The organism is Aerophototrophica crusticola (assembly GCF_012913305.1).
In the GTDB taxonomy this organism is placed as follows: Bacteria; Pseudomonadota; Alphaproteobacteria; order Azospirillales; family Azospirillaceae; genus Niveispirillum; species Niveispirillum crusticola.
Window position 1 is genome coordinate 1670891 of sequence record NZ_CP051775.1, and the last position, 14758, is coordinate 1685648.

Here is a 14758-nt window from a genome sequence, read left to right on the forward strand (position 1 = left end):
CATGGCGGCCCCCGGGCAGGGAGGGACGCGCTTGCAGAACCTGATGCTGTATGTCCCCAACACCATCACCATCCTGCGCCTGCTGGCGGTGCCGGTGACGGTGTGGCTGGTGCTGGAGGGGCGGATGGCGCCGGCCTTCTGGCTGTTCGTGGCGGCGGGGGTGTCGGACGCGGTGGACGGGCTGATCGCCCGCAGCTTCCGCGCCCGCACCCGGCTGGGCGCCTATCTCGACCCGGTGGCGGACAAGGCCCTGCTGGTCGGGGTGTTCCTGGCCCTGGGCTACACGGATCTGCTGCCCGGCTGGCTGGTGGGGCTGGTGGTGCTGCGGGACGCGGTGATCATCTTCGGCGTCTGGTACCTGACCATGCACCTGAAGGAGCGGCTGGCCATGCAGCCGCTCTGGGTCAGCAAGTTCAACACCGTGGCCCAGATCGCCCTGGCCATCCTGGTGCTGGCGGTGGAGGGCAAGGGGTTGGAGTCCCTCGACACCTATGTCCCGGTGGCGGTAGGACTGGTGGCCGTGACCACCACCTATTCGCTGGCCGCCTATGTCCTGCGCGGCCTGCTGATCCTGAGGACGCGGGAGACGGCGGGATGACATCGGCACGGCAGGTACGGTTCTGGCTGATCGGGTTCGCCGTCTTCGCGGTGCTGCTCTGGCTGCTGCGCGACGTGCTGGGCCCGTTCGTGGCCGGGATGGCCGTGGCCTACCTGCTGGACCCGCTGGTGGACCGGCTGGAGCGGGCGGGCCTGCCCCGCTGGCTGGCCACCACAGTGGTGCTGCTGTCGTTCGTGTTCGTCGTCCTGCTGGTGCTTGTGTTGCTGTTCCCGCTGCTGCGGAGCCAAGTGGTCCAGGCGGTCCAGGGCCTGCCGAACCTGGTGGCCTGGGTGAAGGGGGAGGTGCTGCCGCGGGTGGAGGCCATCGTCGCCACCCTGTCGCCGGAGGATGTGGAGCGGCTGCGCACCGCGGTGGGGGAATATGCCGGGACCGTGGTAGGCTGGGCCACCGACCTGGTGCGGGGCGTGCTGAGTGGTGGCGTGGCCATCGTGGACGTGATCTCCGTCCTGCTGATCACCCCGGTGGTCGCCTTTTACCTGCTGCGGGACTGGGACAAGCTGGTGGGCACCGTGGACAGCTGGCTGCCCCGCCCCCATGCGGAAACCATCCGGGAGCAGGCGCGGGAGGTGGACAGCACCCTGGCCGGGTTCGTCCGCGGGCAGGCCAGCGTCTGCGTGGTGCTGGGGCTGTTCTATGCCTTGGCCCTGTCGGCGGTGGGCCTGGATTTCGGGCTGATCATCGGGCTGTTCTCCGGCCTGCTTTCCTTCATCCCCTATGTGGGGTCGCTGGTGGGGTTCGTGTCCAGCGTGGGCGTGGCCTTCTTCCAGTATGACGAGCTGTGGCGGGTGGGCCTGGTGGCCGGGATCTTCATCCTGGGCCAGGCGGTGGAGGGTAATGTCCTCACGCCCAAGCTGGTGGGCGACAAGGTGGGGCTGCACCCGGTCTGGATCATGTTCGCCCTGCTGGCGGCGGGCAGCCTGTTCGGCTTCGTGGGCGTGCTGCTGGCCGTGCCGGTGGCGGCGGTCATCGGCGTGCTGGTACGCTTCGGCCTGAAGCAGTATATGGCGAGCCCCATCTATACCGGGCGCTTCGCCCGCCGGACGGCGCCGGAGACGGTGGCCGTCTTCCCGGCGGAGATGCCGCTGGCCGGGCCGGCGGGGGCGGAGCACACGGTTACCCGCGCCCCCGCCGACGTACCGGGCGCGCCCTGAGGACCATGATGACGGGCGAGCACCGGCAGATACCCCTGGACTGGGGCCACCGCTCCGCCATGGGTGAGGCGGACTTCATGGTCGCCCCCGGCAACCAGGACGCGGTGGCGTGGCTGGACAGCTGGCCGGACTGGCCGGCCCCGGCCTTGGTGCTGTTCGGGCCGCAGGGCTGTGGAAAGAGCCATCTGGCCCAGATCTGGCGCGCCCGCAGCCGGGCCAGCCTGATCACGCCGGAGGATTTGAGGACCGACGACCTGCCGGACCTGCTGCGGCCCATCCGCGCCCTGGTGCTGGACCATGCCCAGGACGTGGCGGGGGACGCGGGCCTGGAGCGGGCGCTGTTCCACCTCTACAACATCGCCAAGGAGGTGGGCGGGCACCTGCTGCTGCTGGCCGACCGGGCGCCGGTGAACTGGGTGATGCGCCTGCCGGATCTGCGCTCCCGCCTGATGGCGGCGCCGGCGGTGGGCATGGCGGCGCCGGATGACGCGCTGCTGATGGCGGTGCTGGTCAAGCTGTTCGTGGACCGGCAGTTGCGGGTGGGCGAGGACGTGATCGCCTGGCTGATGACCCACACGGAGCGCAGCTTCGCCAACGCCCGCCGGGTGGTGGCCCTGCTGGACCATGAGGCGTTGGTGGCGAAGAAGCCCATCACCGTGCGGTTCTGCCGGCAGGTGCTGGGGGATGGGGGGGCGAACCCGGCGCCGTTGCCGGAATTGGGTTGAGGCGGTTGGGCGTAGCGTTGCCAACAGGATCACCCGCCTCCCCTGCGGAAGCAGGGGCCCACGGTTTTCGAGCCCATAGCCAACTTCACCAGGATTGAAGAACTGTGGGCCCCTGCTTTCGCAGGGGAGGCAAAACAAGCGGGGCGGCTTTCCACCATCCTGCTGCCCTGCCCACCCCCAAACCGCACTTTCGAATTCGAAAGTCGCGCCCCCTCACCCCTGCGCGGCCATCTTCTCATCCAACTGCCGCATGCGTTCCTGGCGGGCGTTGTAGATGCCGGCGATGATGATGCCGACGGCGACGATGGCGACGACGATGGTGGCCAGGGCGTTGATCTTGGGGCTGAGGCCCAGGCGGACGCTGGAGAAGACCACCTGGGGAAGCGTGGTGCTGCCGGGGCCGCTGACGAAGCTGGTGATGACCAGGTCGTCCAGGGACAGGGTGAAGGCCAGCAGCCAGCCGGACACGATGGCCGGGGCGATGATGGGCAGGGTGATGACGAAGAACACCTTGGCCGGCCGGGCGCCAAGGTCCATGGCCGCCTCCTCCAGGCTGGCATCCATGCTGACCAGCCGGGACTGCACCACCACGGTGACAAAGGCCATGGTGAAGGTGATGTGGGACAGGATGATGGTCAGCATCCCGCGCCCTTCCGGCCAGCCGGTGAGCTGTTCCAGGCTGACGAACAGCAGCAGCAGCGACAGGCCCAGGATCACCTCTGGCATGACCAGGGGAGCCGACACCATGCCGGAGAACAGGGCCCGCCCCCGGAACGCGCCGAAGCGGGCCAGCATCAGCCCGGCCAGCGTGCCCAGCACCACGGCGAAGGTGGCGGAGACGAAGGCCACCTGCACCGACAGCCAGGCGGCGGAGAGGAGTTGCTGGTCGTTGAACAGCTCCCGGTACCAATGGAAGGAGAAGCCGCTCCACACCGCCACGGACCGGTTGGCGTTGAAGGACAGGATGACCAGCAGGAGGATGGGCAGGTAGAGGAACAGCAGCCCCGTCACCAGCCCGATGCGGAGGAACCAGCTTTTCGGCATCGCTCAGCCCCTTCCCGCTTCCTGTTGCCGGCCCTGGACGTTCTGGAACAGCATGATGGGCACCACCAGGAACAGCAGCAGGGCGATGGCCACGGCGGAGGCCACGGGCCAGTCGCGGTTGTTGAAGAACTCCGACCACAGGACCCGGCCGATCATCAGCGTGTCCGGGCCGCCCAGCAGCTCGGGGATCACGAATTCCCCCGTCGCCGGGATGAAGACAAGCAGGGAGCCCGCCAGCATGCCGGGGATGGACAGCGGCAGGGTGATGGTCAGGAACGCCTTCCAGGGCGGGCAGCCCAGGTCGGCCGCCGCCTCCAGCAGGGTGTTGTCCATCTTTTCCAGCGTCGCGTAGAGCGGCAGGATCATGAAGGGCAGGTAGCTGTAGGTGATGCCGATATAGGTGGCCGTGGGCGTGTAGAGGATGCGCAGGGGGCTGTCGATGATCCCCAGCATCATCAGGAAGTTGTTGAGCAGTCCCGTGTCCGAGAGGATGCCGATCCAGGCATAGACCCTGATCAGGAAGCTGGTCCAGAAGGGCAGGATGATCAGCATCAGCAGCGGCGCCCGCCAGCGCGGGTCCGCCTTGGCGATGGCATAGGCCACGGGATAGCCGATCAGCAGGCAGAAGATGGTGCTGACGAAGGCGATCCACAGGCTGTTCAGGTAGGCGATGATGTAAAGGTCATCGCCGGTCAGCCGGCGGTAATTGTCCCAGAACAGGGTGATGACCGTCCGCCCCTCCTCCGCCAAGGTCTCCGTCAGCGGGGTGAAGGGCGGGATGGCGAGCTGCGCCTCCGACAGGGAGATCTTCAGGACGATCAGGAACGGGATCAGGAAGAACAGCAGCAGCCAGCCATAGGGGATGGCCATGACGACGCCGCGGCCCGGCCGGAAGCGGGACAGCAGGCCAAGCCCGCTGCCGCGGGGCCCCGGTTCGGCGGCCCCTGCCCCGCCGGGCGCCTGGCCGGACGTGACGGGTTCCACCGGTTCGGGGGGCACGAGGCCCGCGGAATTCCGGCTGCCGCCGGGGACGGGGTTGCTGATCGCGGCCATGCCGGCGTCCCTCCCCCGCCTACTCGGTCAGCACGCTGCCGGCGAAGGGCCGCCAGCTCAGGTGCACGCGGTCTTCCCAGGTGATGGGCATCTCCGTCCGGCGGGTGACGTTGGGGGCGGTCACCCGCACCCGCTTCCCGCTGTCCAGTTCCACGTCATAGATGGAGACATCGCCCAGATAGGCGATCTCCTTCACCACGCCCTGGGTCTGGTTCCGACCGGGCTCCCCGCCCATGGGCTGGTCCTTGGAGATGGTCACCTTCTCCGGCCGCACGGCCACCCAGCAGGGCGTGCCCGTGGCGATGTGGGACGGGTGGGAGATGTAGAGGTCGCAGCCCGCCTCCTCTGACCGGACGAGGCTGTGGTCCTGGGCGGACTCGATGACACGGCCGGAGAAGGTGTTCACCGAGCCGATGAACTCCGCCACGAAGCGGTTGTTCGGGTATTCGTAGATTTCCGTCGGCGTGCCCACCTGGGCGATGTAGCCCCGGTTCATGACCGCGATGCGCGATGACATGGTCATCGCCTCTTCCTGGTCATGGGTCACGATGACGAAGGTGATGCCCACCTTCTCCTGGATGTTCACCAGCTCGAACTGGGTCTGCTCCCGCAGCTTCTTGTCCAGAGCGCCCAAAGGCTCGTCCAGCAGCAGGATCTTCGGGCGCTTCACCAGGGCGCGGGCCAGGGCCACGCGCTGGCGCTGGCCGCCGGAGAGCTGGTGCGGCTTGCGCTTGCCGAACTGGGCGAGCTGGACCAGTTCCAGCACCTCCCGCACCCGGTCCTGGATCTCCGCCTTCGGCACCTTGTCCTGGTGCAGGCCGAAGGCGATGTTGCCCTCCACCGTCATGTGGGGGAACAGGGCGTAACTCTGGAACATCATGTTCACCGGCCGCTCATAGGGCGGCACGCCGGACATGTCGACGCCGTCGATGAAGATGCGTCCCTCGGTGGGCTGCTCGAACCCCGCCAGCATGCGCAGCAGGGTGGTCTTGCCCGAGCCGGACCCGCCCAGCAGGGAGAAGAACTCCCCCCGGTAGATGGACAGGCTGACATCGTCCACGGCGGTGAAGTCACCGAACTTCTTGGTGACCTTCTCCACCCGCACATAGGGCTTGGCCTGGGGGTCGCGCCAGGGCTCGAGGGTCGTCTTGGCCGCCGTGCGGCTGGGGCTGGCGGCGGCGGTGGGCGGGGGCATGGCCATGCGGGGTCAAGTCCCTGGGGTCGGGGCCGGGGTGGGCATAAGCGCTTGCAGCATAACTCAAAAGGAAACGCCCCGGCATAGGGCATGCCGGGGCGGTCCGCAACTTTCATATGGGTAGGCCACTCAAGACACTTTTCCCTACTCGGATCAGGGGGTGGGTCGGCCTGCTCCCGGCACCCCCTCACCCCGACCCTCTCCCCGGGGGGGAGAGGGGGAGGGTTGGGCTGCTTACTTGCCCGTCTCGATCCGGGTCCAGGTGCGGGTGCGGTCGCGGTCGGCGCGTTGGCTGACCTGCTTCACCGTGAACATCTTGGCCATCTGCTCCTTCGGCGGGAACACCTTCTCGTTCTTCGCCACGTCGGGGTTCATCAGCGGCCAGGACGCCGGCACGGCGTTGGCGTAGGAGACGAAGTCGCTGATGCCGGCCATGGTCTTGGGCTCAAGCATCGCGTTGATGTAGGCGTGGGCGTTGTCCTTGTTCGGGGCGCCGGCCGGGATGGCCATGACGTCGAACCAGAGCTGCGCGCCCTCCTTGGGGATGCTGTACTCGATGGTGTTGCCGTTCTTGGCCTCCTCCGCGCGGGCGGCGGCCTGGAACACGTCGCCGGAATAGCCGAGGGCCACGCAGGCGTCACCGGTGGCCAGCGGGTCGATCACCGACGGCACGAAGGTCTTGATGTGCGGGCGGACGGCCAGGAAGGTCGCCTCGACCTTCTTCAGGTCCTCGGCCTTCTCGGAGTTGGGGTCCAGGCCCAGGTAGTTGAAGACGGTGGGCAGCACGTCGGTCTGGGAGCGCAGGACCACGATGCCGCACTTGGCCAGCTTCTGGGCGTTCTTCGGGTCGAAGATGGCGGACCAGGAGGTGATGTCCACGTCCGGGGCGACCTGCTTGATCTTCTCGACGTTGTAGCCGATGCCGATGGTGCCCCACTGGTAGATCACGGCGTAGTCGTTGCCGGGGTCCGTGGTCTCCACCAGCTTCATCAGGGCGGGGTCCAGGTTCTTCAGGTTCGGGATCTTGGACTTGTCCAGCTTCTGGACGGCCTTGGCCTGGATCAGCTTGCGCAGGGTTGGCTCGGCGGTCGGGACGATCACGTCATAGCCGGAATTGCCCACCAGCAGCTTCGACTCCAGCGTCTCCAGGTCGGTGAAGACGTCGTACTGGACCTTGATGCCCGTGGACTTGGTGAACTCCTCCAGGGTGGTCTCGCCGATATAGTCGGCCCAGTTGTAGACGTTGACCTTCTTCTCTTGCGCCACGGCGGCCTGGGAGAGGGCGATGGCGGCAACGGTGCCGGCCATGGCGGCGAGGACGGTCTTCAGCTTCATCAACAGACCCCCAACGGATGGGACGGGCGGGGGACGGATCGCTGTCCCGCGCCCCGGGAGACCCCCTCCCGGACGGGCCGCATTGCACCCGCAGCGCAGCCCGTTGTCAATGCAACACGATTGCGGCGCAAAGACGACGGCGCAGGGCGGTAAACGACTGGCGCGTCAGGTCTTCTCCGACTTTTCCGCCCGCAGGCGGGCCCAATAGTCCAGGCGCTTCTTCACCTCCCGCTCGAAGCCGCGCTCCACCGGCCTGTAGAACTCCCGCCGGCCCATCTCCTCCGGGAAGTAGTCCTGGCCGCTGAAGCCCTCCGCCGTGTCGTGGTCGTAGGCGTAGCCCTTGCCGTAGCCGAGCTGCTTCATCAGCTTGGTGGGCGCGTTGAGGATGTGCTTGGGCGGGGACAGGCTGCCCGTCTCCTTCGCCGCGGACACCGCCGCCTTGTAGGCCACGTAGGCCGCGTTGGACTTGGGCGCGGTGCCCAGATAGATGACCAGCTGGGCGATGGCCAGCTCCCCCTCCGGGCTGCCCAGGCGCTCATAGCTTTCCCACGCCGCCACGGCCTGGGCCAGGGCGCCGGGGTCGGCCATGCCCACATCCTCCACCGCGAAGCGCAGCAGGCGGCGGGCGATGTAGCGCGGGTCCTCGCCCCCCGCCAGCATGCGGGCGTACCAGTAGAGCGCGGCGTCCGTGTCGGAGCCGCGGAGCGACTTGTGCAGGGCGGAGATCAGGTTGTAGTGCCCCTCCTGCGCCTTGTCGTAGAGGGGCATGCGCCGCTGCACGGCGGTGGCGAGGCCGGCCGTGTCCAGCACCGTGCCGGGCGGCAGGGCGAACAGCTCCTCGCACAGGTTCAAGCAATAGCGGCCGTCGCCATCGGCCATGGCCTTGAGGGCCGTGCGGGCGTCGGCATCCAGCGGCAGCGGGCGGCCCTCTTCCGCCTCCGCCCGGGCCAAGAGCTTTTCCAGCGCCGCCTCATCCAGCCGGTTCAGGACGAAGACCTGGGCGCGGGAGAGGAGCGCCGCGTTCAGCTCGAAGCTGGGGTTCTCCGTCGTGGCGCCGACCAGGGTGACGGTGCCGTCCTCCACATAGGGCAGGAAGCCGTCCTGTTGGGAGCGGTTGAAACGGTGGATCTCATCGATGAACAGCAGGGTGCCCTGGCCGGCGGCGCGGCGGGCCTTCGCCGCCTCGAACACCTTGCGCAGGTCGGCCACGCCGCTGAACACGGCGGACAGCGGCTCGAAATGCAGGTCGGAGGCCAGGGCCAGCAGGCGGGCGATGGTGGTCTTGCCCACCCCCGGCGGGCCCCAGAGGACCATGCTGGTCAGGCGCCGCGCCCGGACCATGCGGCCCAGGGGGCTGTCGGGTTTCAATAGGTGCTCCTGCCCCACCACCTCTTCCAGGCTCTTGGGCCGGAGGCGGTCGGCCAAGGGCCGGGGGGCCTGGGACTCGAAGAGGCCGCCGGGCACTTAAACCACCCCGGCCAGACGGCAGACGATGCGGGCCGCCGACTCCGCCGCGGCGTGGACGAAGCTGGGGAAGTCCATGTGGCTGTCCTGGCCGGCCAGGTCGGACAGGGCACGGACCACCACCCAGGGGGTGCCGTACTTCTCCGCCACCTGGGCGACGGCGCCGCCCTCCATCTCCACCGCGCGGGCGTCGAAGCGGGTGAACAGGCGGGTGCGGGTCGACTCGCAGTTCACGAACTGGTCGCCGGTCAGGATGGTGCCATAGACCACCCGCGGCCGCCGAGCCTCCCCGCCCGTGGCGGCGGCGGACAGGGGGGGCAGGTCGATGCCGTCCAGGGCGCCGCGCACCTTGTCCAGCAGGGCGCGGTCCATGGGGTAGCCGTGGTCCTCCGGCAGGCCGGGCATGGGGAAGTTGCCGGGCTGGTAGGTCTTCACCTCCCCCCGGAACACGGCGCCGTAGTCGTGCTGGACGAGATTGTCGGCCACGACCACGTCACCCACGCCCAAATCCGGGTCCAAGCCGCCGGCGACGCCGCTGAACAGCAGCACCCGGCAACGGAACCGTTCCAGCAACAGGGTCGCCACGGTGGCGGCGTTGACCTTGCCGATGCCCGTCTCCACCACCACGGCGGCGCGGCCGTCAAGCTGTCCGCGGCGGAAGGCGAAGCCGGCGACGGTGTCCGCCCCCTCCTCCCGGAAATGCGCGCCGAAATGGGCGATCTCCTCCGGGATGGCGCAGATGATGCCGATGGGGCGGGGGTCGGGGGTGGTCATGTCAGCGCCCCGACACGGCTTGACGGACGACGTCCGGGTTCCGCTCGATCACCCGCAGTAGGGTGCGGGCCGGGCCTTCCGGTTCGGCCTTCTTCTGCTCCCACTCCCGCAGTGTCCAGACGTTGATGCCGAAGGCGCGCGCGAACTCCTCCTGCGTCATGTGCAGGTTCTGGCGAAGTTCGCGGGGGTCCGGGTAGGGGCGGACGACGCGGAAGTCGGGCGGATTGCCCTCGTCAAGGTCTTCATCGCCATCCTCGGCCATCTGGCGCTGGATTTCCTCTTCCGTGGTGGCCTCCAGCCTCGCCCGCGTCTCAGCCGACATGGGCGGAAGATCATAGATGGAAATGAGCTTCATAAGCCCTCCTCTCCTTGCGATTTGCCCGCCGTGCCGAGATGATCCAGCGAAATGGGCCATCAAGCGGGTCGAGCCGCCAAGTGGTGATCACGGCAAGGCAGATGCCATCAACCATGCCTATGCATTTGATCCGGCGCTCGCCATAGTCGAAGCGGCGGTCATCCCACTCCAGCGTGTCGCTCAGGAAAATCAGTGCGGCCGTGGGGAATGCCAGCCCACGCTCGCGGATGTTCCGCTCGTTCTTGCCAGGGTCGAAGCCGATCTTCACGGGTGGAGCATAGACCTGCCCAAAAAGATCGGCAAGAGCAGGCTAGGGCCAGACCCTACCCACTCCCCCAAAGGCCCTTGAGTGCTACATGGTGGGGCATGATGATCGACGCCATGCACGCCGACAGCCCCCTGCCCCCCGCCATCGCCGGCTGGTTCCGCTCCCGCGGCTGGAGCCCGCACCCGCACCAGCTTGCCATGGTGGCAGCGGCCGAGGCGGGGGAGAACGCGTTGCTGATCGCGCCGACGGGCGGCGGCAAGACGCTGGCGGGGTTCCTGCCCAGCCTGATCGAGCTGGCGGAGCGGCCGCGGCCGGGGCTGCACACGCTGTACATCTCCCCCCTCAAGGCCCTGGCGGTGGACATCGCCCGGAACCTGGAGCAGCCCATCGCCGAGCTGCGCCTGCCCATCAGGGCGGAGACGCGCACCGGCGACACGCCGGACGCCAAGCGCGCCCGCCAGCGCACCAACCCGCCCCACATCCTGATGACGACGCCGGAAAGCCTGGCGCTGATGCTGTCGTACAAGGAGGCGGCGGACATGTTCCGGGGCCTGCGCTGCGTCATCATCGACGAGTTGCATGCCCTGGCGGGGACGAAGCGGGGGGACCTGCTGGCCCTGGGGCTGGCGCGGCTGACAAGGCTGGCGCCCCATGTACGGCGGGTGGGGCTGTCGGCCACGGTGGCGCACCCGGACGCGCTGGTGGCCTGGCTGTCGCCCACCGGGCGGCTACATGACGAGGAGGGGGAGCTGGCGCCCGTCCGCACCGTGCTGGGCCGGACAGGGGCCAAGGCGGAGGTGGAGATCCTGGCCACCGCCGAGTACCTCCCCTGGTCCGGCCACATGGCCCTGCACGCGCTGGCGGAGGTGTACCAGCGGATCAAGCGGCACGGCACCACCTTGGTCTTCGTCAATACCCGGGCGCAGGCCGAGCTGGCGTTCCAGGAGCTGTGGCGGCTGAACGAGGAGAACCTGCCCATCGCCCTGCACCACGGGTCGCTTGCCGTGGAGCAGCGCCGCAAGGTGGAGGCGGCCATGGCGGCGGGGAAGCTGCGGGCGGTAGTCGCCACCTCCTCCCTCGACCTGGGCATCGACTGGGCGGCGGTGGACCTGGTGGTGCAGGTGGGGGCGCCCAAGGGGGTGTCGCGGCTGCTGCAGCGCATCGGCCGGGCCAACCACCGGCTGGACGAACCGAGCCGCGCCCTGTTGGTCCCCGCCAACCGGTTCGAGGTTCTGGAATGCGAGGCGGCGCTGGACAGCATCTGCGCCGGGCAGCTTGACGGGGACAGGCTGCGGCCCGGCGCCCTGGACGTGCTGGCCCAGCACGTCACCGGCACCGCCTGCGCCGGGCCGTTCAGCGCGGACGAGATGTATGCGGAGGTGACGAAGGCCGCGCCCTATGCGGACCTGAGCCGGGACGAGTTCGACGACGTGTTCGACTTCGTGGCGACCGGCGGCTACGCGCTGGGGGCCTATGAGCGGTTCAAGCGGCTGAAACAGGACGAAGAGACGGGGCTCTGGCAACTGGCCAACGCCATGGTGGCGCGGCAGTACCGGCTGAACGTGGGCACCATCGTCGAGGAGGTGATGCTGAACGTCCGCCTGAACCGGGGTGGCGTGCTGGGCAAGGTGGAGGAGTATTTCGTCACCGGCCTGACCCCGGGGGACACCTTCATCTTCGCCGGGCAATTGCTGAAGTTCCTCGGCGTGCGGGAGATGGAGGTGCAGTGCGCCAAGGGCGGCGTGGGCGAGCCGAAGGTGCCGGCCTATGCCGGCGGGCGGCTGCCCCTGTCCACCCACCTGGCCGACACGGTGCGCGGCATCCTGGAGGACCCGGACCGCTGGGCGATGCTGCCGGAGGCGGTGCAGGAATGGCTGCGGCTGCAACGCCACCGCTCCGTCCTGCCGGACAGGTCGGGGCTGCTGGTGGAGAGCTTCCCGCGGAACGGCAAGGAATATTTGGTCGCCTATTGCTTCGAGGGGCGCAACGCCCACCAGACCCTGGGCATGCTGCTGACCCGGCGGATGGAGCGGATGGGGCTGAAGCCGCTGGGCTTCGTCGCCACCGATTATGTGCTGGCCACCTGGGCCCTGAAGGCGCCCACGGACCGGGACATCGACGCCCTGTTCGACCAGGACATGCTGGGGGACGACCTTGAGGCGTGGATGGAGGAATCATCCATGCTGAAACGCATGTTCCGCAATGTGGCGGTCATCGCCGGCCTGATCGAGCGGCGGCACCCGGGGCAGGAGAAGACGGGGCGGCAGGTCACCTTCAGCAGCGACCTGATCTATGACGTTCTGCGCAAGCATGAGCCGGGGCATGTGCTGCTGCGGGCCACACGGGCGGACGCCGCGGCGGGACTGACCGACGTGCGGCGGCTGTCGGACCTGCTGGCCCGGGCCAAGGGGCGAATCCGGCACCGGCGGCTGGACCGCATCTCCCCCTGGCCGTGCCGGTGATCCTGGAGATCGGGCGGGAGGCGGTCTATGGCAGCGCCACCGACGCGCTGCTGGAAGAGGCGGCGCAGGATCTGGTGGCCGAGGCGGTGCCGGAATTGGCGCCGCGGCGGGACGGGCAAGCCCGGCTGGCCCTATAAGCTGCCATGCGTTTTGATCATGAATGGTGTGGTCACCATCACATTCCGGGCAGGCCTGGGGGGCCATGATCGCCTCATCCAGACGGCGTCGAGCGCCCCATCGTGCGAGCGCCCCGCCACAGTCCAGGATGATGGAGAGATCGATGCGCACCCTTGCTTCCCTGGCCGCCGCTTCTGCCCTGACCCTGCTGTCCCTCGCCAGCCCCGCCCTCGCCGCCGAGACGAAGGGCGTGGCCCCCCTGCCCGCCCCGATCACCATCACCGCCGCCACCCCCACCAGCGAGGTGCGGGCCTATGAGGCGGCGCTGAAGGCCCATGAGGCCAGCCTGCGCCAGGAGCTGGCCGCCAACCGCGCCAGCCTGACCGGCGAGGAGAAGGCTGCGCTGGCCGCCCGGCTGAGCCGGGTCGAATATGCACTGCGGACCGTGGGCAGCGACCATGCCGCGGCGCAGCGGGTGGCGAGCCTGACCGGGACCCAGACCGCGGAGATGGTGCCGTCCCTGGGGCTGCCGAGCCGGTAAAGGGTTCCGCCCCCTTTCACCTCCTTGCATTGACCATTGCCGCAGCCCCCTTCCCACCGGGAAGGGGGCTGTTCCGTTTGTGGCGTTGCGGTAGGCTGCGGGTTCGTGGCTGGCATGCCCCGCTTGTTTAGAAGAGTTCTAAAAAGCTCTTGCCGCTGCCCGGGCCCAGGACCATCCTTCCTGGGAGCAGACGAGGATTCGGAGAGGAACCATGGCAAAGTCCGTCGCCATCGACATCGGGATCGCCGCCGAGGACCGGCAGGCCATCGCGGAGGGGCTGTCGCGCCTGCTGGCCGACACCTTCCAGCTGTACCTGAAGACCCATGGCTTCCACTGGAACGTCACCGGGCCGCAGTTCAACACGCTGCACACCATGTTCATGACCCAGTACACGGAGCTGTGGACCGCCCTGGACGAGCTGGCGGAGCGCATCCGGTCCCTGGGCCACTTCGCCCCGGCCAGCGGCGGCCAGTTCGGCCGGCTGACCAGCGTGCGCGAAGAGCAGGGCGTGCCCAACGCCACGGACATGATCCGGCAGCTGGTGGAAGGCCATGAGGCTGTCGCCCGCACCGCCCGCGCCGTGTTCCCCGCCGCCGAGAAGGGCGGCGACGAGGCCACCGCCGACCTGCTGACCCAGCGCTTGCAGATCCATGAGAAGACCGCGTGGATGCTGCGGAGCCTGCTGGAGGATTAAGGCCTGGCCGTTGCGTGTCGGATTACAGCGCCAAGGCGCCTAATCCGACCTACGGGGCTGAGGGATTGGGCGTCGGATTACGGCGCTCACGCGCCTAATCCGACCTACGGGGTGCCGCATCGTAGGTCGGATTAGCGAAGCGTAATCCGACAGTACACGGCGCACAGGTTCGACAGGTCACGGCCAGGGGTGGGCCGCGACCTCTTCCAGCAACGTCGCCAGACCCCGTGCCGCGTGCTCAAGCACCGCGGCGCCCTTCCCCGCCGTGGCGAGCGTGGTGTCACCCACGACCCCGGCCGGGTTCAGGTCCTGGGCGGCCCAGCCGATGTCGTGCAGGCGCAGGGCCTTGGTCCGCAAACCAGCGGCGGCGGATCGGAAGTCGGCGAGCTTGTCGGCGCGCACCAGGTCCGGGCGCAAATGGAGCATCAGGCTGGTCTCCACGGCGCCGCCATGGATGCCCCATTTCAGCTCATCCTCCGGGAACAGCCTGTCGGGCAGGCCGAAGCGGCCCCAGCTCACCGGCACCACCAGCATGCCCAGCCGCTGGCGCAGCTCGAAGGCCAGCAGTTCCATGACCGGCGGGTTGCCGCCATGGCTGTTGAACAGGACGAGTCGGCGCAGGCCCGCGCGGTGCACCCCCTCCGCCACCGCGCGCCAGCCGGCCAGCAGCGCCTCCGCCGGGAGGGTCATGGTGCCGGGGAAAGACAGGTGCTCAGGCGAGAAGCCGTAGACCCAGGGCGGCAGGGCCAGGGCGGGGACGCTGTCCGGCAGCTGGGACAAGGCCCTGTCCAGGATGCCGGCATTGATCACCGCGTCCGTGTTCAGGGGCAGGTGGGGGCCGTGCTGCTCTGTGGCCGAGACGGGCAGGATCGCCACGGTTTCCGGCAGGAGGGCGGCGATGTCCGGTGAGGTCAGCTCTTCCCAACGGCGGGGCGGCATGGTGGGGTGTCCGGTGTCGGCT

16 protein-coding genes are annotated in these 14758 nt (G+C 68.7%); 7 read left to right on the forward strand and 9 right to left on the reverse strand.

The window, feature by feature from the left end:
* Positions 1 to 31 precede the first annotated feature (31 nt).
* The 3 genes from HHL28_RS08215 to HHL28_RS08225 are packed head-to-tail and all read left to right on the forward strand — an operon-like array spanning position 32 to position 2495.
* On the forward strand, positions 32 to 598 hold the full coding sequence (locus HHL28_RS08215) for a CDP-alcohol phosphatidyltransferase family protein (RefSeq protein WP_404326803.1): 567 nt from the start codon (positions 32 to 34) through the stop codon (positions 596 to 598).
* Positions 595 to 1770 (forward strand): AI-2E family transporter, encoded by a 1176-nt coding sequence (locus tag HHL28_RS08220; RefSeq protein WP_075768876.1) that lies wholly within the window; start codon positions 595 to 597, stop codon positions 1768 to 1770. Before HHL28_RS08215 ends, HHL28_RS08220 begins: the two co-directional genes overlap by 4 nt.
* A 5-nt stretch (positions 1771 to 1775) precedes the next feature.
* Positions 1776 to 2495 (forward strand): HdaA/DnaA family protein, encoded by a 720-nt coding sequence (locus tag HHL28_RS08225; protein ID WP_404326804.1) that lies wholly within the window; start codon positions 1776 to 1778, stop codon positions 2493 to 2495.
* Positions 2496 to 2708: 213 nt separating this feature from the next.
* Here the strand turns inward: HHL28_RS08225 and HHL28_RS08230 are convergent, their stop codons facing one another.
* The 8 genes from HHL28_RS08230 to HHL28_RS08265 form a co-directional block, all read right to left on the reverse strand.
* The gene (locus tag HHL28_RS08230) at positions 2709 to 3539 is read right to left on the reverse strand and encodes an ABC transporter permease subunit (RefSeq protein ID WP_075768875.1); all 831 of its coding nucleotides are present in this window, start codon (positions 3537 to 3539) and stop codon (positions 2709 to 2711) included.
* Between the two features lie 3 nt (positions 3540 to 3542).
* Positions 3543 to 4409: an ABC transporter permease subunit gene (locus HHL28_RS08235; RefSeq protein WP_404326894.1), complete on the reverse strand. Its 867-nt coding sequence runs from the start codon at positions 4407 to 4409 to the stop codon at positions 3543 to 3545.
* Between the two features lie 202 nt (positions 4410 to 4611).
* Positions 4612 to 5787, reverse strand: a complete 1176-nt coding sequence (locus HHL28_RS08240; protein WP_075769169.1) for an ABC transporter ATP-binding protein — start codon at positions 5785 to 5787, stop codon at positions 4612 to 4614.
* Between the two features lie 234 nt (positions 5788 to 6021).
* The gene (locus HHL28_RS08245) at positions 6022 to 7122 is read right to left on the reverse strand and encodes a polyamine ABC transporter substrate-binding protein (RefSeq protein WP_075768874.1); all 1101 of its coding nucleotides are present in this window, start codon (positions 7120 to 7122) and stop codon (positions 6022 to 6024) included.
* Between the two features lie 165 nt (positions 7123 to 7287).
* Positions 7288 to 8586: a replication-associated recombination protein A gene (locus HHL28_RS08250; protein WP_075768873.1), complete on the reverse strand. Its 1299-nt coding sequence runs from the start codon at positions 8584 to 8586 to the stop codon at positions 7288 to 7290.
* The gene (locus HHL28_RS08255) at positions 8587 to 9360 is read right to left on the reverse strand and encodes a 5'-methylthioadenosine/adenosylhomocysteine nucleosidase (protein ID WP_075768872.1); all 774 of its coding nucleotides are present in this window, start codon (positions 9358 to 9360) and stop codon (positions 8587 to 8589) included. It abuts the gene before it with no gap.
* Position 9361: 1 nt separating this feature from the next.
* Positions 9362 to 9682, reverse strand: a complete 321-nt coding sequence (locus tag HHL28_RS08260; RefSeq protein ID WP_075768871.1) for a helix-turn-helix domain-containing protein — start codon at positions 9680 to 9682, stop codon at positions 9362 to 9364.
* Between the two features lie 10 nt (positions 9683 to 9692).
* The gene (locus tag HHL28_RS08265; RefSeq protein WP_075768870.1) at positions 9693 to 9983 is read right to left on the reverse strand and encodes a BrnT family toxin; all 291 of its coding nucleotides are present in this window, start codon (positions 9981 to 9983) and stop codon (positions 9693 to 9695) included.
* Between the two features lie 98 nt (positions 9984 to 10081).
* On the opposite strand from HHL28_RS08265, the gene HHL28_RS08270 reads away from it, so the two are divergent.
* From HHL28_RS08270 to HHL28_RS08280, 4 genes are all read left to right on the forward strand, one after another.
* Positions 10082 to 12445 (forward strand): ligase-associated DNA damage response DEXH box helicase, encoded by a 2364-nt coding sequence (locus HHL28_RS08270; protein WP_449687550.1) that lies wholly within the window; start codon positions 10082 to 10084, stop codon positions 12443 to 12445.
* A complete protein-coding gene (locus tag HHL28_RS19105; RefSeq protein ID WP_449687552.1) occupies positions 12436 to 12582 on the forward strand; it encodes a hypothetical protein in 147 nt (48 codons plus the stop codon). Before HHL28_RS08270 ends, HHL28_RS19105 begins: the two co-directional genes overlap by 10 nt.
* A 143-nt stretch (positions 12583 to 12725) precedes the next feature.
* A complete protein-coding gene (locus HHL28_RS08275; RefSeq protein WP_075768869.1) occupies positions 12726 to 13103 on the forward strand; it encodes a hypothetical protein in 378 nt (125 codons plus the stop codon).
* Between the two features lie 211 nt (positions 13104 to 13314).
* The gene (locus HHL28_RS08280; protein ID WP_075768868.1) at positions 13315 to 13797 is read left to right on the forward strand and encodes a Dps family protein; all 483 of its coding nucleotides are present in this window, start codon (positions 13315 to 13317) and stop codon (positions 13795 to 13797) included.
* Positions 13798 to 13974: 177 nt separating this feature from the next.
* On the opposite strand, the gene HHL28_RS08285 is transcribed toward HHL28_RS08280, so the two are convergent.
* On the reverse strand, positions 13975 to 14736 hold the full coding sequence (locus HHL28_RS08285; RefSeq protein ID WP_075768867.1) for a creatininase family protein: 762 nt from the start codon (positions 14734 to 14736) through the stop codon (positions 13975 to 13977).
* Positions 14737 to 14758: the final 22 nt, after the last annotated feature.